Here is a 19,623-nt window from a genome sequence, read left to right on the forward strand (position 1 = left end):
CTGATTAGTTATTTATCTGAATGTGCCTAAAGTTTAGGGATAATGATTTTATATCATTATCCCTATTTTTAATATATAAAAAAATTATAGAAATCTTTTAATTTTAAATACTTATAAAAATTAGATTGGTTTAAAGTTAGAGGAAAAAAATCTATTATATAGCTAAAAATATATGTTTTTAAAAAATCTTTAGGATTATCAACTAAAACTCTTAATTTTCAATTGTTCACTCTCAACTAAAAAAGCATGGCGCAAACACTTTTTTGATTATTCTTATAGAATTACATAATAAATATTTAATTTTATAAAGGAAAAATAACCATATATAAAGAATATTAGTTCATAACGAATTTTCTTTAAAGTAAATTGAAAGAGGGGATATAGGTCATTGATAGATATTGAATTTTATTATGGGAATTTTAAGATAACTAGTGTAAAGAAGTGTGATATAGACAGGTTAAATGAATGGATAATTTTGAATGATAAATTTAATGTAGATTTATTTTCTTTAGATAAGCAATTATTTTATAGAAGGTTTTTAGAATATTATATGACTAAAGAAGAGTTATTTTTAAAAATAGAAAAAGATAATGAAATTTATGCTGTATTTAAAGGCAGATTACAATTGGATAATAAATCAGAATTATTTATATGGTTATATTTAATAGATTCAAAATTTAGAAATAAGGGACTGGGGAAAAATATATTAATAGAAATATTAAAGTATTTTAAAGATAAATATAGTATAAAATCTTTCCAAGTGGGAGTTAATTCTAAAAATGAACAAGCTATTAATTTTTGGAACAATGCAGGCTTTAATAAATTAAGAATAGCTGAAAATTTTTTTGAAGATACCAAATATGAAACATCAGATTTACTTATTTTAAACAAAATATCATAAATTTTAATAATTATATGAATAAAATACCTAACATAATTCATACAAATGTAAAGTTAATAATAAATATAATATAGTAAATGAAATATGTTATTTTACATAATTTAATTTTGGGAGGTATCTTATGAAGTATACTAGATATGAGTATAAAAAACATGGAAAGATGAAATTTATATTTGTTGTATTAATAATAGGGTTATTATCAATTGGAGCAGGCACTTATTTTAGTAAATTCATATTTAATGGACATACAGTAATAAAGACATTTAATGAACAAGAATCAACCAAAAAAGAAACCTTATTAGATCAAGAATTTATAGCATTACAATTTGGATATTATTCAAAGAAAGAAAATGCAGATACTGCTATTAAGACAATACCTTCTAAGTATAATTCTTATATTGTTGAAGAAAATGAACATTATAGGGTTATTATAGGATTATATTCTAAAGATGACGGAGAGAAGGAACTAGAAAGTTTAGTTTCTCAAGAAATAAATGCAGTAAAAATTAATTTTAGTATATCAAAAGAAAATTTAGAACAAAATAAAATAGCAGAAATTATAAGTGCATTTTTGAAGATAAGTAATACTTTAGAGGATGAAAATGTAAAAAGTGTAAAAACAGCTGATTATAAAGCTTGGTGTTCAAATACTATAGATAAAGAAAACTTAAATGAAAAAAGTAACTTAAAAGAAGTTTATGATTATATAAATGATCTACCAGATGAATTAGATAAAAATAATATAGATAAATATTTAAAGTACTTTTATGAAAGATTAAAAAATATACAATAGAATAATTATTACAATAAAATTAAATTTTTATAAAAGTGCTACAAGTTGCTTTAACGCACTTGTTTAAGAACTGGTTAAATGATAAACTATATTGGTGTAGTAAGTAACTATAATAAGTTGTTACAATTACTACACCTTAATATTTTGTTTAATAAAAATATTATTATGTCTATAATTATTATAAATAGGAGTAATTTATTTGATGATAATTATAAAAGGGATGTGATTATATGAAAGTAATTTTGGCATCTGCATCAGAAAGAAGACAGGAATTACTAGTTAGATTATGTAAAAATTTTGATATAATGGTTAGTGATTTTGATGAAGAAAAAGTGATTTTTCAGAATTCAATTGATGAATATGTTCAGAATATAGCATTAGGAAAAGCTATTAATATTAAAGAAAAAGTAAAAGATAATGCTATAATAATAGCAGCAGATACTATAGTTACATTAGATGATAAGATACTTGGAAAACCTAAAAATGAAGAAGATGCATTTAATATGATAAAATTACTTCAAGGAAGAAGCCATAAGGTTTATTCAGGAGTCGTAGTTATTAATACTAAAAAAGATTTAATTTTAAAAGATAGTGTAGCTACAGAAGTGGTTTTTTCACAGATGAATGATGATGAAATTAGAGAATACATAAAAACCAGAGAACCTTTAGATAAGGCAGGAGCTTATGGAATACAAGGCATAGGTGGAATTTTTGTTAAAGAAATTAGAGGTTGTTACTATAATGTTGTAGGACTGCCTTTAAATAAGTTAAAGATTATGCTTGAAAAAGTTATATAGTATGTAGGGGATGGGGTATTCAAAATATTAAGAGGAGAGTAATCTATGAAATATAGTCTTAAAATTAAGGATATACCTAAAAATGAAAGACCTAAAGAAAAATTATTATCCTATGGAGCAGATACTTTAAATAATTCTGAATTATTAGCAATAATACTTAGAACTGGTACTAAAGGTGAAAATGTTCTTCAGCTTAGTAATAGGTTATTATCAGAATTTCAAGGATTGGATGGAATTCTTGAAGCAAGTTTAGATGATATAACATCAATTAAAGGAATAAAAGAAGGAAAAGCTTCACAAATATTAGCTTTAGCTGAACTTTTTAAAAGATTTAGGACATTTAAATCAGCAGATAAAGATGTGAAAATTACGTCTCCTAATGATTTAGTATTATTAATTAATGGAGAGATGAGTTCGCTAAAACAAGAAGTATTAAAGGTAATATTTCTTAACACTAAAAATATTGTTACTGGAACAAAAGATGTTTTTAAAGGTAGTCTTAATACATCCATCGTACATCCTAGAGAAATCTTTAAGGAAGCAATAAAGAAAAGTAGTGCTAAGATAATAATATCACATAATCATCCGTCTGGAGATCCTACACCAAGCAAAGAAGATATAAATATAACTTTTAGAATAAAAGAATGTGGTAAAATCATGGGAATTGAACTGCTTGATCATATAATAATTGGTAAAAATAAATTTATAAGCTTAAAAGAAAAAGGATTTATATAATTGAAGTTGAAATTTGAAAGGGGAAAAAGCAATGGCATTTTTTGGATCTGGAAAAGATATGGGAATAGATTTAGGAACAGCAAATACATTAGTATTTGCAAAGGGAAAAGGAATAGTTTTAAGAGAACCTTCAGTTGTTGCAATGAATAATATAACTAGGAAACCATTAGCAGTTGGTTCAGAAGCTAAACTTATGATAGGAAGAACACCAGGAAATATAGTAGCAATAAGACCTTTAAGAGATGGAGTAATTGCAGATTTTGATGTTGCTCAAACAATGCTAAAAAAATTAATAGAAAAAGTTTCTACTAAAAATGCATTTAAGAGTCCAAGAATAATAGTTTGTTATCCATCAGGAATTACTGAAGTTGAAAAGAGAGCAATAGAAGAAGCTACAAAATTAGCTGGTGCAAGAGATGTTATCTTAATGGAAGAACCAATGGCAGCAGCAATTGGAGCAGGCTTACCAGTAAGTGAACCGACAGGTAGTATGATAGTAGACATCGGTGGAGGAACAACTGAAGTAGCTATTATATCTTTAGGGGGTATAGTAACTAGTAGATCATTAAGAGTTGCTGGAGATGAATTAGATCAAGCAATAATTTCTTACATTAAAAAAGAATTTAACTTAATGATTGGTGAGAGAACAGCAGAACAAGTTAAGATGGAAATAGGTTCAGCTCATGTTACTCCAAATAAATTTAATAATTCTCCAAGTGCTGAAATAGCAAGTGAAGCTGATGAATTAGATGAACAAGAAAAAACAAAAGAAGTAGTTAAGTTTAATGAAAATAATGATAGAACTATGGAGATAAAAGGTAGAGATATGATAACAGGTCTACCTAAAGTAATAGAAATTACAGAATCTCAAATAAGAGAAGCTTTAAAAGAACCAGTATGTGCTATTATTGAAGCTATTAAAACAACATTAGAAAAAACACCACCAGAATTAGCAGCGGATATTATGGAAAAAGGAATAATGTTAGCTGGTGGAGGAGCTTTATTAAAAGGCTTAGATATTTTAATAAATGAAGAAACTAATATGCCTGTACATATAGCAGAGGCACCTCTTGACTGTGTAGTTTTAGGAGCAGGGAAGGCTTTAGAAGATTTTGATAAAATAAGCAGGGATCAAAGAGGTTAGTAAATGAGATTTTTTAAAAATAAACTGGCAGTAACTGTTATAGTACTGTCAGTTACCTTTTTATCACTTATAGTTTATACAGTTAAGAGAGATGATAAAACTATTGTTGAAAATGGAACAAGTAGTGCAATAAAGCCAGCTCAGTCCATTGTTTATAAAGCAACAAGTAGATTAAAAGAAACATTAGATTTCTTTTTGAATTTTTCAGAAGTTAAAGATGAAAATAAAAAGCTAACAGTAGAAAATGAAGAACTTAAAAGTAAACTTATACAATATTCAGATTTAGAAGAAGAAAATGAGAGATTAAGATCAGTAGTGAATTTTGCAAATCAAAATGATAATTATAATTACATAGGTTGTGATATTATTGGTTATAGTGGTGGGAATTTTTTAGATGGTTATATAGTTAATAAAGGTGAAAATGAAGGAATAAAAAAAGGTATGGTAGTTATTGCAGCAAAAGGGCTTGTAGGTAAAGTAACTACTGTAGGAAGCAATTGGAGTATAGTTCAGTCATTAATAAATGAAAATATAGCTGTAAGTGTTATGGTTGAGAGTACTAGGGAATCAACTGGATATTTAAAAGGATATAAGGATAATAAAAATAGGAATTTAGCTAAGGTATATAATTTACCAATTGATTCACAAGTCAAAGAGGGAGATGTAATAATTACATCTGGTGTTGGAATGATTTATCCTAAGGAAATAAAGATAGGAGAAGTTGTTTCTGTTGAGGAAGACAAAATAAAAGTTATGAAAAACGCCGTTGTAAAACCTTATGTAGATTTTAATAAGTTAGAAGAATTATTTATTGTATCTCCTAAAGACACAAGAGAAATAAAATATTAGGAGTTTATTATGGAAAAGTTGATAATTATTTTAATATCCATAGGATTAACTATATTAGATAATTCTTTAATTCCATTCTTTTCTGTACATGGAGTATACCCAAGCATATTATTTACTTTTGCTATTGCTTACTCTATTATATATGGAAGAGAAAAAGCAGTTTTTATTGGAACAGTAAGTGGAATATTACAGGATTTATTTTTCTTTAATGTTTTTGGAATAAATTCTATATTAAATTTATTACTATGTCTTTTTGCAAGCATAATTGGTGAAAATATATTTAAAACTAAAAAGTTAGTTCCAGTACTTTCTATGTTTTTTATTACTATATTAAAATATATAGGAATAGTTATAATATGTTATTTTTTAAGAATAGGTATGCCTATATTAAAAAGTGTGGGAATGGCATTATATAATTCTGTAGTTATGTTTTTTATATATAAGCTAATTATGAAAATTCCAGATGAGGAATATAGAAAGAGACCATGGAGGTTTAAATGATAGTAAATAAGCCAGTAAAGAAAAAGAAAATTTCAAGATATACTATTTTGAGTATAATCATGTTTATTATCTTTGGAGTTATTGCTATGAAGCTTATATATCTCCAAGTATTAAATTATGATAATTATAAAGAAAGAGCAAATGCTAATTCAACAAGATTTATATCAGAAAAAGCACCTAGAGGTAAGATATATGATCAAAATGGTAATATATTAGCTACAAATATACAAACATATACTCTTACATATACAACCACTGAAGATGCAGAAAAAGCCTTTTATTCAACAATTTCAGAACTATTTAAAGTATTAGAGGAAAATGGTGAGACTTTTCAAGACAATTTAAGTTTAAAATTAAATAATAATAATGAATTTTATTTTGAATATAAAACATCAGACCCTAAGTATCAAAAGTATGAGGAAATCAGATTTAAAAGAGACAGAGGATTAAATGATGATATTAAAAATAAATTATTTAAAGATGTAAAAGAGCTTAATGACAAACAAAATGAAAAGATAAATGATGAGCTAATGAAAATAACACCAGAAGAAACTTTTTATTACTTAGTTAAAGCATATAATATAATTGGCTGTATTAATCCTAATCCAACTAAAGATCAAAGTGAAGCATATAAAAAAATGAGTGGTAAAGAAATTACTGATATTTTATTGCAAAATGGATATTCGTTAAATGATATTAGAAAATTCGTTGTAATAAAAGATGCTATAAAGATACAAAGTATCAAAGGATATAGGGCAGTAACAATAGCAAGCAATATAAAGAAAGATACAGCATTTATAGTTTATCAAAAGCTTAATTCATTACCAGGAATAGATGTAAGCTTAGAACCTATTAGATATTATCCAAATAAGGAATTAGCATCTTCAGTTTTAGGATATGTGTCATCTATTAATAGTTCACAAAGTGAAAAGTATAAATTAAGAGGATATGATGTATCTTCAGATTTAATAGGTAAATCAGGTATAGAATCAGCCTTTGAAGAACAATTAAAAGGTGTAAAAGGTGGAACAACAGTAAAGGTAAACTCTCAAGGAAGAGTTACAGAAGAACTATTTAAACTTCAATCATATCCAGGAAATGATGTTCATCTTACAATAGATAGTGAAATTCAATATGCAGCAGAACATGCATTAGCAGATAGAATTAAGTATATAAGAGAAAATGATTATGACAGTAATGGATTAAAATACTCTAATGCAACAAGGGGTGCTTTAATTGCAGTAGAAGTTAATACTGGAAGAATTTTATCTTTAGTTAGTTATCCTAATTATAATCCTAATGTATTTACAATACCTGGAGAAGTAACAGAAGAAGAAAGTAAAGAGTATTTTTCACCTGATTATGAAGCTTTTGCAAATCAATTAATACAAAGCAGAGGATTAAATAAAACTGTGAATAATTTATTCCCTAAAGATGAAAATGGATATAGAGAGGATACATATGATTTATATCCAAAACCATTTTATAATTATGCTACAATGGGAAGAATTCCTCCAGGTTCAACATTTAAACCTTTGTCAGCCGTTGCAGGGTTAGAGTCAGGAGTAGTTGATCCAAGTACGATTATAGTAGACAAAGGAATATTTAAAGAACATCCTGATACATTTGGACCTTCTTTTGGTCCAAGATGCTTGATTTATGAAACTAGAGGAACTACACATGGACCCACAGATGTAGCTAAAGCTATACAAGTGTCTTGTAACTATTATTTTTATGAAGTTGCTTATAGATTATATAAATTAAATGGTGAAGGAATTGATGGTTTAAATTCTATTGCTAAATTTGCCTGGAAATTTGGATTAGGAATTGATCCTGATTCTAAAGCTAAGCGTACTACAGGAATAGAAATAGAAGAGAATTTTGGTCAAACATATAATTTTGAATCATTTAAAAACCAAAAAGTATATTATGCTAAGTATGCATTAGTAGATTATTTGGAATCTGGAGACTATAAAGGAATTGAAAGAAATTTCGTTCCTTTTGATATAAGACTTTCAGAAGATGATAATGAAAAGGTAAAAGAAGCTAAAAAATCAATAAAAGATAAAGTAGAAGAAAGATTAAAAAAAGTTGAGCCAGGAAAAGCTATTGAACAATCAGAAGATGAATTTTCTAAGAGTATAAAAACAGATGTAAAAACGATAGTAGATAATTCAGATGAATATAAAAGAAGAATAGCTAAATGGGAAAGTGAAGGCAAAAAAGTCAATTTAGATGAGCAAGTTGCTGCAGTTACTAGAATTGTAACTAGATTTGCAGTAAATGATATGCCAGCTGAAATTAGTTCACCAGGTGAATTAGTATATGCTTCTATTGGGCAAGGGATGAATTTATATACACCTATGCAATTAATGTCATATGTTTCAACACTTGCAAATGGTGGAACTAGATATAAGCTTCATTTAGTGGATAAAATTACTGATAATGATGGGAAATTAATAAAAGATTTTAATCCAGAAGTTTTAGAGAAGGTAGAAATGAAAGAAAGTACAATAAATGCGGTAAGAGATGGTATGTCAAGGGTTAATACTGAAGAAGGTGGTACTGCTGCATCTACATTTAGTAATTTTCCTATATTAACAGCTGGTAAAACAGGTACTGCAGATTTTAGAGAAGATCAAGAACAAATAGGTAGATCACCTTATGCAACTTATATAAGTTTTGCTCCAGCAAATGATCCTAAAATAGCAGTAGTTGCAGTTGTATTTGATGGAGGTCACGGAGGAGAAATAGCTCCAGCAGTTAGAGCTGTCTATGAAGCATATTTTAAAAATCAATTACTTCAAATGGATCCTAATTATCCTTCAAAATCAGAATCATTCAAAAAATATGTTACAGAAAATCCTTTTAATAAACCAAATCAATCTAATAGTGAAACAAATACTGCTGAAAATCAATAAATTTAGTATAAGAAAGAGTTATTTTAAACAAATTTAAGTTTAAGATAACTCTTTTATTTACGAATAAAAAAATTATAAGTAGTTTTTAACTTGATTTTAATTTTTAGATTTTTAATATGCCTTAGGAAAGTGTTAAAGCCAAATTAATATGTACAAAAATAATATAATAATGTTATAATTTAAACTAGGTTGTAATACAAAAATGAGTACTAAATTTTATATTTAAATGTATATAATTTATCCTAATATATCATTGCTAATATTATTTTATGTGATAATATTCTAGGTAATGCTATGTTTAAAAAGTGATGAACCAAATAATTGAATTTTTATTACTTTTACATAAATAATCACTTGATTGGAGGTAGCAATGCATAAGGATGGTGTTTTAATAAAAGGGAATAAAGAAGGTATAAGTGCAACAATTGACATAGAGAAATTTGATACTTTTCAGGACATGTTAAATATTTTAGTAAAGAAATTATCAAAAGGTAAGCACTTTTATAAAGGTACAACCTTAATTCTTGATGTGAATTTAAGTTTAATAAACAGAAAAGATATTGAAAAACTTAAAGAAACCCTTTTAAATGAAATAGAATTAAAAGAAATTATTTTTGAACAACTAGAACAAGAAAGTAATAAACAAACGAAAATATTTAATGGAGTATACGAAGGAAAAACTAAATTTATAAGACGTACAGTAAGAAGTGGGCAATGTTTGAATTACCCAGGCAATATTGTAATAATAGGTGATGTTAACAGCGGTGCAGAGGTTAATGCAGGTGGAAATATAATCGTTTTAGGATCACTAAAAGGAAGTGTAAATGCAGGAAATACAGGAAATAGAAAATCTATTATTGCTGCTTTTTTATTAGAGCCAGAAATATTAAAAATAGCAGATGTAATAACTATTTCACCAGAAGGATTAGAAAAACCTAAATATCCAGAAATAGCGAAAGTTAAAGACGGAATTATTATAGTTGAACCATATTTAGCAAATAAATATATATAATATCGGAGGAGAATGTAAATGGGAGAATCTATTGTAGTAACTTCAGGTAAAGGTGGAGTTGGGAAAACAACTACAACAGCAAATATAGGAACTGCTTTAGCTGCACTAGGAAAAAAAGTTGTAGTTATTGATGGAGATACAGGCCTTAGAAATTTAGATGTATTACTAGGTCTAGAAAATAGAATTGTATATACATTAATGGATGTAATAGAAGGAAGATGTAGATTAAAACAAGCACTTATAAAAGATAAAAGATTTCAAAATATGTGTTTACTTCCAACAGCTCAAACTAAGGATAAGGATGATATAAGTCCACAAGATATGCTTAGAATAGTAAACGAATTAAAAGAAGAGTTTGATTATGTTATTATAGACTCACCAGCAGGAATAGAACAAGGATTTGAAAATGCTGTTATTGGTGCAGATAGTGCTGTTGTTGTTGTAAATCCAGAAATAACATCAGTAAGAGATGCTGATAGAGTTATTGGTAAATTAGATGCTAAGGGATTAGAAGATCATAAACTAATTATAAATAGATTAAACTATCAAATGACTAAAAATGGAGATATGCTTGACATAAGTGATATTATAGAAACTTTATCAGTTGAACTATTGGGTGTTGTTCCTGATGATAGAAACATAACTGTTTCTACTAATAAGGGAGAGCCTATAGTATTAGAAGATCAATCTTATTCAGGACAAGCTTTTAGAAATATAGCTAGAAGAATTACTGGAGAAAAAGTTGAAATAATGAATTTACAACAAGAATCAACTGGTTTCTTTACATCACTAAAAAGATTATTTAAACGCAAGTAAGGAGGGGCTGAAATGGGATTTTTTAAGGGGTTAGGTAGCAGGCCAACACCTAAGCAGGTTGCAAAGGACAGATTAAAGCTTATACTTATACACGATAGAGGAGAAATTCCTACTGATACTTTAGAAAAGATAAGAAAAGAAATACTTGGAGTTATATCTAAATATATAGAAATTCAAGTGGATGATGTTGAAATATCTGTAAATAAAAGTGAGGATATGGAAGGTGAAAACACTTCTGCATTAATAGCAAGTATTCCAATTAAAGGTGTAAGAAGATAAAATTATAATAAAATATTAAAATTTTATTATAATTTTTTGAATCAATAGCTTTTTGTAGAGAAAAATAAGATAATATATATGATATTATAAATCTCTATATATTCGAGGTGAGGAATTGCTTAAAAATTTCAAAATTGACTTAAGATTAATAAAAGAAATTGATAAAACTGTATTGATTTCTACAGTACTTTTAGTGCTATATGGTATTTTGAACATATATATGTGTACTAAAGGAGAACATGGATTTTATTTTGCAAAACAACAATTTTTTTGGCTTGTTTTATCTATAATTGCATTATATTTTTTTGTTGCTATAGATTATACGATAATACTTAATTATGTTCCAATATTTTATTGGGGTTCAGTAATATTACTTTTAGCAGCTAAGATTCCAGGAATCGGAGTGGTAGTTAATGGCGCTAGAGGGTGGATCAGAGTTGGAGGATTTCAATTGCAACCAGCTGAGCTTGCTAAAATAGGAATTATACTTATGTTAGCAAAAAAAATAGATGAGATGGATGGAGAAATAAATAATATTAAAAATTTCTTTATTCTTACATTTTATGCATTGATACCAGTTGCATTTATTGTAACTCAACCTGATATGGGAATGACAATGGTTTGTTTCTTTATTGTATTTGGTATATTTTATATAGCAGGACTTGATATGAAAGTAATAGGTGGAGGGTTATTAAGCTTAGTATTATTAATAGTTATAGTTTGGAATTCAGGGCTTATTCAATCATATCAAAAACAAAGATTTACAGCTTTTTTAAATCCAGAGGCTGCCGATGCAACATCAGGATATCATTTAACACAATCCTTAATAGGTATAGGATCTGGAGGTATACTTGGAAGTAGACCGTCTTTAAAAGTTGATGGTACAACAGGATATGCAGCACAAAATGTACCAGAAGTTCAAACTGATTTCATATTTTCAGCTATAGCTGAACAGTGGGGGCTTATAGGCGCTATATTATTACTAGTGTTATATGGATTTTTAATATATAAGATGATTTCTATTGCAAGAACAGCAAAAGATATTTTTGGATCAATTATATGTGTTGGAATAATTTCTTACTTTTTATTTGCTATACTTCAAAATATAGGCATGACAGTAGGTTTGTTACCTATAACAGGTATAACATTACCTCTTATAAGTTATGGTGGAAGTTCCCTTTTAACAACGATAATGTCTATTGCGTTAGTATTGAATATTGGGATGAGAAGAAAGAAGATACATTTTTAAGTAAATCAAAGATTGGTTTATAAAGGAGATGATGGCATGAGAATAGCATTAATAGCCCATGACAAGAAAAAACAAGAAATAATAGAGTTTTCAAAGAGAAATAAAGAAACTTTGGAAAAATACGAATTATTAGCAACTGGAACAACAGGTAAAATGATATCTGAGGCTACTGGACTTAAAGTAAAGAGATATTTGTCAGGTCCATATGGTGGGGATCAACAGATAGGAGGACGTATAGCAGAAGGAACAGTAGGATTAGTTATATTTTTTAGAGATCCTCTTACAGCTCAACCTCATGAACCAGATGTATCAGCTCTACTTAGAGTATGTGATGTACATAATGTGCCAGTTGTAACTAATGTAGCAACTGCAGATATAATAATAAGGCATATTCAATAATATAAAATATATCTTAAGTAAATATAATAGACAAAATACTTCTATTTATAGTATGTAGGAAAATAATAACATACTATAAAAGAAGTATTTTTTATTTTTTTAGGAAATTTATAGTGCAATCTTTGTAGACAACTTGTAAAATACTGTATTTCAAAGATATTAGAAGTACCTCTAAAGAATAAAAAATAATCATAAACTCTTAAATTTCAGTTACCCACTCTCAACTAAAAAGTGTGTGGTAGCCACTTTTTTATTATTAATGATTAAATATTTCATAATATGAGACTTCTGTAAATATAATTTAATAAGACGTTACATTGTATCTGATGTGAAAATAATAACTAGGATTAAATAGTTTAATTCTAGTTATTTCTGCAATGAAAATAATAATATTATTAATAGGAGAGGGAAATATGAGTAACTATAGAAGTCAATATGAAAGATACTACAAGAATATATTGGAACAAAAGAGAGGGATTAATCCTATAAGAAATATTAATACTTATAATAGTAAAATAAGTTATGGAAATTCTTATAATTCATCAAAGAATAAAAAGAAATTTGTTAATAAATTTATATATCAATGTGTAGTTTCTGTAATATTATTTACTATAATATTCTCTTTTAAAATTATGCCTGTTCAAAAAACTAAAGATATTTATACTTTGTCAAAGCAATATTTAACACAAGATTTTAGTAAGAAGATTAGTTATCCCTATGTTATTAGTGTGATTAACAAAATAAAAACTACTGATTTTAAAAATAAAGCAGTAGATTGTATGAATTTACTTAAAGAAAAAACAGCAAAATTTGAAAAAACAAATATTAAAACAAAAATAAAAAACAATTATTGTTTGCCGGTACTTGCCTCTTATATGAAGTTACAAGGAGATATTCAAGGCGTTTTACTTGAAGGTAAAGAAGGACAGCAAGTTATTTGTAGCATGGATGGAACTGTTGTAAAAGCAACTAGTGATAAAGATGGACAAAGTATATTAATAAATCATGGTGATGGAATACAAACATATTATGGAATGATTAAAAATTCAATTATTAAAGAGGGTGATGAGGTAAAAAAAGGAGAATATTTAGGAGACTGTAATAAGATATCTAATACTAAAAAAACTGGTGTGATATTTAAATTTATTTATATGGGAAAAGAACAAGATCCAACAGAATATTTGGATTTTTCAAATTTAAGCAATGTATAAGGCGATATCAATGACATAGGAGCTGAACATGAAGAAATGGTTTAGTATTTTTATTATAGAAATTTTAATAATATTTGCTATATTGGATTTTAAGAGTACATTAGTTATAAGTTTTATTTGGATTATAGCTCATGAATGTATTCACGTAATTGTTGCTAAAAAATTTGGCTGTAAATTTTACAATATAAAGTTAAATTTATCGGGAACATATGCACAACTAGGTGATATTGATGAATTATCAGAAAAAAAGAAGCTTATTTTATATTTATCTGGTCCTGCATTTAATATTTTTATGGTAGTATTTTTGTTTTTTATTCAGAAATATTTAGATTCTAATTTTATAAAAAATAGTATAGATATTAATTTAAGTTTAGGTGTATTTAATCTATTACCAGCATATCCTTTAGATGGATCAAGAATATATGAGATATTACTAGCAAAAAAATTTTTATATAAAGAATCTAAAAAAATAACGGGTACTCTTAGTTTTATTGTTTCTATTATATTTTTTATATTGTTTATTATAATGATATTCTTACATAAAATAAATATAAGTTTATTTTTAGCTAGTATACTGATGACATATGCTACAATTATAGAAAAGGAAAAGACAATGTATATAATTATGGGAGATATGATCAAAAAATCTAGGAAATTAGAAAAATGTGATTATATAGAAAATAAAAGCATATCAGTATATTATAAAAAAGGTTTAGTAAATATACTAACATTAGTGGATAAAAATAAATTTAATACATTTTATGTTATTGATGATGATATGCAATTAATTAAAATAATTCATGAGGATGAATTAATAAGAGCTTTAAAAGAATATGGAAATATAACTTTAGAAGAGTATGTTAAAAAATACGATAAAAATTTATGAGAAAGCAATGAAAATTAATTAATAGGACAGTTTACAGATTTGATTGATATTAAATAATAATGATGAATATGTAAAGTCGAATTTTGTAGAAAAAAATATTGAAAATCATAATAATAAATAGTATTATAAAAATATGAAATTTAATTGTATATAAGTAACTTTTTGCAATATATTAAATTAGTTGCTAGATAATTTAAAATAGTGAAATTTTTCACTATTTTATTTTTTACACAGATAAAATATAACTAGAAGATAGTAAATTTAAGTTAATAATTTATGCAATTTTTATTTAAGTATAAATGCTAGAAAAAATGTAAAATTTAAAATAATTAAAATTTATAAAAATAAATATCTATTAAAATACAATGGTGAGAGGAGTGTGTTATGTTTATATCAATTTTAGAAAAAATTAACTTAATTTTAAAAAACAATATTGTAGAAAAAATTAGTTTGATTTTAAAAAATAATAGAGAAAAATTAAAGTATGAATGCATTAAAATATGTATACTATATCTAATAAGTGGATTTATTTGGATTTATTTTTCAGATAGAGCTATAGATTTACTTTTTAGTAATAAAAATGCTTTATTAATCATTAATACATATAAAGGTTGGCTATATGTTATTGTAACTGACTACATTCTTTATTTGTTAATAGATAATTTCCTTAAAAAAATTTATTATACAAAAGAAAGACTTAAAGAGAATAATAAATATCTTAAAAAATATGTTCAGGAATTAACTAGCGCTAAGGAAGAATTAAAAGCTCAATATAATGAAATTCATGAAAATCAAAAAAAATTAAATGAACTAGAAGAAAAGAGGAAGGCACTTATTAAAGCAATACCTGATTTGTTATTTACAATTAGTATTAAAGGGGTTGTTATAAGTTGTGAAATTAGTGATGAAGAAAAATTATTAATATTAAAAGAAAGATTTATTGGTAAGAGTATAGATGAAATTATGCCTATAGAAATAGCAGAAACAGTTTATAAAAAGTTGGAGATAGTTTCAAATAGTAATACTTTACAAAGTTTCGACTATAAAAATAAGGGTATATATTATGAAGTAAGAATGGTTAAAAAATCAAAAAATGAAATTTTAGCTATAGTAAGGGATGTTACAGTTAATAAGAAACTTGAGAATAAGTTAAAATATTTAAGTTATCGTGATAAATTAACAGATTTGTATAATAGAAGGTTTTTTGAAGAACAATTAAAAATATTAGATGTAGAAGAAAATTTACCATTAACTGTTTTGCTAGGTGATGTAAATGGATTGAAGTTAATTAATGATTCGTTTGGGCATGTTATAGGAGATGAGCTTATTAGTAAAGTAGGAAAAATAATAAAAAAAGCATGTAGAGACGAAGATATTATTGCCAGAATAGGTGGAGATGAATTTGTTATTTTAATGCCTAAAACAGACTCTGATAAAGCAAAACAAATCATTAAAGATATTAATGAATTGACGTTAAAAGAAAAACAAAAAATTTAGACATATCAATATCTTTCGGATATGATACTAAAAATAATAAAGAAGAAGATATTAAAAAAGTATTCAATAATGCAGAAAAGTATATGTATAATAAAAAACTTTTGGAGAGTTCAAGTATAAGAGAGAAAACTATTAATGATATAGTTAATACTTTTAATGAAAAGAATAAAAGTGAAGAGCACCATTCAATTAGAGTTTCATTATTATGTGAAAAAATGGGACAAGAACTTGGTTTACCTGAAGAGAAAATTAATGATCTTAGTACAGCTGGGTCATTACATGATATAGGTAAAATAGCTATAAAAGAATATATTTTAAATAAACCTGGAAAGTATACAAGTGATGAAAAGAAAGAAATTAATAGACATTCAGAAATAGGATATAGAATATTAAATGCAATCAATGGTATGTCAAAAATAGCGCAATATGTACTTTTACATCATGAAAGATGGGATGGGAAAGGATATCCTAAAGGCATAAAAGGAGAAGATATACCAATTGAATCAAGAATTATAGCTATAGCAGATGCATATGATGCTATAATTAGTGATAGGTGTTATCGTAAGGCTTTATCAAAAGAATTTGCAATAAAAGAATTGAAAAAAAATGCTGGTACACAATTTGATAGAGAATTGGTAAGTATTTTTTTAGATAAAGTTTTAAAAAAGATTTAAAATATAATACATAATATTCAGTGGTGTAAACTGTTTTTTAAGTTTTTATTTTATAATAGATGAATTGTATTTTTAGCTAGTGTTTTTCATGATTTTGTAGTAATATATTCTTGATTATAGATTATAACGAAACTGCCTTTCTATATAAATTGAATTTTGTAAATCAATTTTACACTATAAAAGGTGGTTTTTTATTATTTTGAAATTAAATTTTTAAAACTTAATTTAGTAATTATACAGCTATTAACTATTAAATAAGTTATATGCTAAATTATTCGAGGAGGAAATTTTTTATAATGAACAAAATTTCAGATGATATTTTATTTAAAGTTGAAAAACCTAGTAGATATACTGGTGGAGAACTAAATCAAGTTATTAAAGACATTAAGGAAGTTGACATAAGATTTGCATTTTGCTTTCCAGATGTTTATGAAGTAGGAATGTCTCATTTAGGAAGTAGAATTCTTTATCATACAATAAATGAAAGAAAAGATACATATTGCGAAAGAGCTTTTGCACCATGGCCAGATATGGAAGAACAATTAAGAAAAAATAATATTCCTTTATTTACATTAGAAACACAAGATTCATTGAATGAATTTGATATATTAGGTTTTACATTACAATATGAAATGAGTTATACAAATATATTAAATATGCTTGATATGTGTGGAATAACTATTAGAGCATCTGAAAGAGGGGAAGATGAACCAATAGTTATGGCTGGTGGACCTTGTGCATATAATCCAGAACCTTTATATGATATAGTAGATTTCTTTGAGATTGGTGAAGGCGAAGAAATGATGAATGATGTTTTAGAGGTATATAAAAAATATAAAGGTAAGGGGAAGAAAAAAGAATTTTTAAGAGAAATATCAAAAATTCAAGGAGTATATGTTCCATCATTATATGACGTTACTTATAATGAAGATGGAACTATAAAGGAATTTAAACCTAAATATGATGATGTACCTAAAGTTATTACAAAAAGAATAATAAATAATTATACAAGTGTTGATTTCCCAGAAAAAATTATAGTTCCTTATACAGAAGTAGTACATGATAGAGTAGTTTTAGAAACATTTAGAGGATGTACTAATGGATGTAGATTTTGCCAAGCAGGTATGATTTATAGACCAGTGAGAGAAAAGAAGAGGGAAGATCTTGTAAAACAAGCTAGAAAGTTAGTTAAAAATACAGGATATCAAGAGATTTCTTTGTCATCACTAAGTACTTGTGATTATTCAGAAATAGAAAAGTTAATAAAAGATTTAATGGAAGAACATGAACCAAATAAAGTTGCTATTGCATTACCATCAATAAGAGTTGATGCTTTTTCAGTTGATTTAATAAAAGAAATTCAAAAAGTTAGAAAAACAGGTTTAACATTTGCACCAGAAGCAGGATCTCAAAGAATGAGAGATATAATAAATAAAGGGTTAACAGAAGAAAGAATTTTAGAAGCTGCTAAAAGTGCTTTTGAAGCAGGATGGAGTAAATTAAAGCTTTATTTTATAATTGGTTTACCATATGAAAATATAGAAGATTGCGCTGCTATTGGAGAGTTAGCTGAAAAAATAGTTGGAAAATATTACGAGATTCCAAAAGGTGTTAGAAATAAAGGGCTTAGAGTTACAGTAAGTACTTCTATACTAGTACCAAAGCCATTTACACCATTTCAATGGAGCCCTATGGAAAGAATGAATATAGTAAATGATAAGATAAATGCTGTAAAAGGATCAATAAAATCTAGAGCTATAAATTATAATTATCATGAGCAAAAAACATCATTTATGGAAGCATTGTTTGCTAGAGGAGATAGAAAATTATGCAATGTTTTAATAAAAGCCTTTGAAAAAGGTGCAAAGTTTGATGGTTGGTCAGAATATTTTAAATATGATGCTTGGATGGAAGCATTAGAAGAATGTAATATAGATGGAGAATTTTATGTTTATAGACAAAGAGAATATTCTGAAATATTACCTTGGGATTTCATTAATATCGGAGTAAATAGAAAATATTTAGAGATAGAAAATGAAAAAGCAAAAAGAGCTGAATTAACTCAAAACTGTAGAAAAGGATGTACAGGATGTGGTGTTAATGTGAACTTTAAGGAAGGGGAATGTTTCGAAGGTGCGATACTTAATTAAATATACTAAAGAAGCAAATGTAAAATTCATTTCTCATTTAGATTTAATGAGAACTATTCAAAAAAACATTAGAAGAGCTGAGTTACCTATAGAATATTCAAAAGGATTTAATCCACATATGACTATGTCTATAGCCCAACCATTAGCAGTTGGCGTATATTCAGATGGAGAATATATGGATATTGTCCTTGTTAATGAAATGGATGAAAAAGAGATTGTAGATAGATTAAATGCAGTATCATCAAGTGGAATAAAATTTAAAGAAGCAACTAAGATTCCATATGTAGAAGGAGAAAAGAAAGTTCCTCAAGGTATGGCATTAATTGATGCTGCTAGATATACAGCAAAGGCTCCTTATGAAAATATAGAAAAGCTCGAATATGAAATAAATGAACTTTTAAAAAGTAAAGAATGGAAAACAATAAAGAAAAGCAAAAAAGGTGAAAAAGAAGTAGACTTAAAAACAATGATTAGAGAATTTAAATTTTGGATTAAAGATAATTATTTAATTATAAATATGGTTATTAATTCAGGAAGTAGAGAACATTTAGCACCAGATTTAGTAGTGAAATATATTCAAGAAAGAACTTCTGATGTTAAAATAGATTCTTTTGTAGATATAAAAAGAGAGGAAATGTATTTCTTAAAAGGCAAAAAATTATTACCACTATATAAGGCATTAGAATTTAATAAGTAAGAATTAAGGCATATGAAAATAAATAACAAGTTAAAGATGCGATGGATATTTTGTGAAATATAATGAATTGAGCTTTGCTAATAGTTGTGTTATTAGTAGATTACAAGGAAGA

Annotated in this window: 17 protein-coding genes and 1 pseudogene; all 18 read left to right on the plus strand. The window is 26.3% G+C overall.

The genetic code is table 11. The annotated features are described in order from the left end of the window. The first annotated feature begins 388 nt into the window (after positions 1-388). The 18 genes and pseudogenes from BGI42_RS02625 to BGI42_RS02710 all read left to right on the plus strand — a co-directional run bounded on the left by BGI42_RS02625 (position 389) and on the right by BGI42_RS02710 (position 19,511). Positions 389-901 (plus strand): GNAT family N-acetyltransferase, encoded by a 513-nt coding sequence (locus tag BGI42_RS02625; protein WP_069678828.1) that lies wholly within the window; start codon positions 389-391, stop codon positions 899-901. Between the two features lie 121 nt (positions 902-1,022). Continuing rightward, positions 1,023-1,694: an SPOR domain-containing protein gene (locus tag BGI42_RS02630; protein ID WP_069678829.1), complete on the plus strand. Its 672-nt coding sequence runs from the start codon at positions 1,023-1,025 to the stop codon at positions 1,692-1,694. A gap of 230 nt (positions 1,695-1,924) precedes the next feature. Further along, positions 1,925-2,491 carry a Maf-like protein gene (locus tag BGI42_RS02635; RefSeq protein WP_069678830.1) on the plus strand — a complete coding sequence of 189 codons (567 nt, stop codon included), beginning with the start codon at positions 1,925-1,927 and terminating at the stop codon, positions 2,489-2,491. A gap of 45 nt (positions 2,492-2,536) precedes the next feature. Further along, on the plus strand, positions 2,537-3,226 hold the full coding sequence (gene radC, locus BGI42_RS02640; protein ID WP_069678831.1) for a RadC family protein: 690 nt from the start codon (positions 2,537-2,539) through the stop codon (positions 3,224-3,226). Positions 3,227-3,257: 31 nt separating this feature from the next. After that, positions 3,258-4,370: a rod shape-determining protein gene (locus BGI42_RS02645; protein WP_069678832.1), complete on the plus strand. Its 1,113-nt coding sequence runs from the start codon at positions 3,258-3,260 to the stop codon at positions 4,368-4,370. A 3-nt stretch (positions 4,371-4,373) separates the two neighbouring features. Further along, positions 4,374-5,219 carry a rod shape-determining protein MreC gene (mreC, locus tag BGI42_RS02650; RefSeq protein ID WP_069678833.1) on the plus strand — a complete coding sequence of 282 codons (846 nt, stop codon included), beginning with the start codon at positions 4,374-4,376 and terminating at the stop codon, positions 5,217-5,219. A gap of 9 nt (positions 5,220-5,228) precedes the next feature. Next, the gene (mreD, locus tag BGI42_RS02655; protein WP_069678834.1) at positions 5,229-5,720 is read left to right on the plus strand and encodes a rod shape-determining protein MreD; all 492 of its coding nucleotides are present in this window, start codon (positions 5,229-5,231) and stop codon (positions 5,718-5,720) included. Continuing rightward, the gene (locus BGI42_RS02660) at positions 5,717-8,641 is read left to right on the plus strand and encodes a penicillin-binding transpeptidase domain-containing protein (protein ID WP_069678835.1); all 2,925 of its coding nucleotides are present in this window, start codon (positions 5,717-5,719) and stop codon (positions 8,639-8,641) included. The genes mreD and BGI42_RS02660 overlap by 4 nt, the downstream gene beginning before the upstream one ends. A 370-nt stretch (positions 8,642-9,011) precedes the next feature. Continuing rightward, positions 9,012-9,653, plus strand: a complete 642-nt coding sequence (minC, locus tag BGI42_RS02665; RefSeq protein ID WP_069678836.1) for a septum site-determining protein MinC — start codon at positions 9,012-9,014, stop codon at positions 9,651-9,653. 18 nt (positions 9,654-9,671) lie between these two features. Beyond that, the gene (gene minD, locus BGI42_RS02670) at positions 9,672-10,469 is read left to right on the plus strand and encodes a septum site-determining protein MinD (RefSeq protein ID WP_069678837.1); all 798 of its coding nucleotides are present in this window, start codon (positions 9,672-9,674) and stop codon (positions 10,467-10,469) included. A 12-nt stretch (positions 10,470-10,481) separates the two neighbouring features. Continuing rightward, entirely contained in the window at positions 10,482-10,748 is a 267-nt protein-coding gene (gene minE / locus BGI42_RS02675) for a cell division topological specificity factor MinE (protein WP_069678838.1), read from the plus strand. A gap of 115 nt (positions 10,749-10,863) precedes the next feature. After that, positions 10,864-11,997, plus strand: a complete 1,134-nt coding sequence (gene rodA, locus BGI42_RS02680; protein WP_069678839.1) for a rod shape-determining protein RodA — start codon at positions 10,864-10,866, stop codon at positions 11,995-11,997. Between the two features lie 36 nt (positions 11,998-12,033). Next, positions 12,034-12,396, plus strand: a complete 363-nt coding sequence (gene mgsA, locus BGI42_RS02685) for a methylglyoxal synthase (protein WP_069678840.1) — start codon at positions 12,034-12,036, stop codon at positions 12,394-12,396. Positions 12,397-12,809: 413 nt separating this feature from the next. Then, entirely contained in the window at positions 12,810-13,607 is a 798-nt protein-coding gene (locus BGI42_RS02690) for a M23 family metallopeptidase (protein ID WP_069678841.1), read from the plus strand. 28 nt (positions 13,608-13,635) lie between these two features. Beyond that, positions 13,636-14,493: a site-2 protease family protein gene (locus BGI42_RS02695; RefSeq protein ID WP_069678842.1), complete on the plus strand. Its 858-nt coding sequence runs from the start codon at positions 13,636-13,638 to the stop codon at positions 14,491-14,493. A gap of 384 nt (positions 14,494-14,877) precedes the next feature. Beyond that, a pseudogene (locus BGI42_RS02700) lies at positions 14,878-16,664 on the plus strand (HD domain-containing phosphohydrolase). Positions 16,665-16,960: 296 nt separating this feature from the next. Further along, positions 16,961-18,814: a TIGR03960 family B12-binding radical SAM protein gene (locus tag BGI42_RS02705; protein WP_069678843.1), complete on the plus strand. Its 1,854-nt coding sequence runs from the start codon at positions 16,961-16,963 to the stop codon at positions 18,812-18,814. Then, positions 18,798-19,511: a TIGR03936 family radical SAM-associated protein gene (locus BGI42_RS02710; protein ID WP_069678844.1), complete on the plus strand. Its 714-nt coding sequence runs from the start codon at positions 18,798-18,800 to the stop codon at positions 19,509-19,511. The genes BGI42_RS02705 and BGI42_RS02710 overlap by 17 nt, the downstream gene beginning before the upstream one ends. The last annotated feature ends 112 nt before the right edge of the window (positions 19,512-19,623 follow it).

This window comes from Clostridium taeniosporum (assembly GCF_001735765.2).
Classification (GTDB): Bacteria; Bacillota; Clostridia; order Clostridiales; family Clostridiaceae; genus Clostridium; species Clostridium taeniosporum.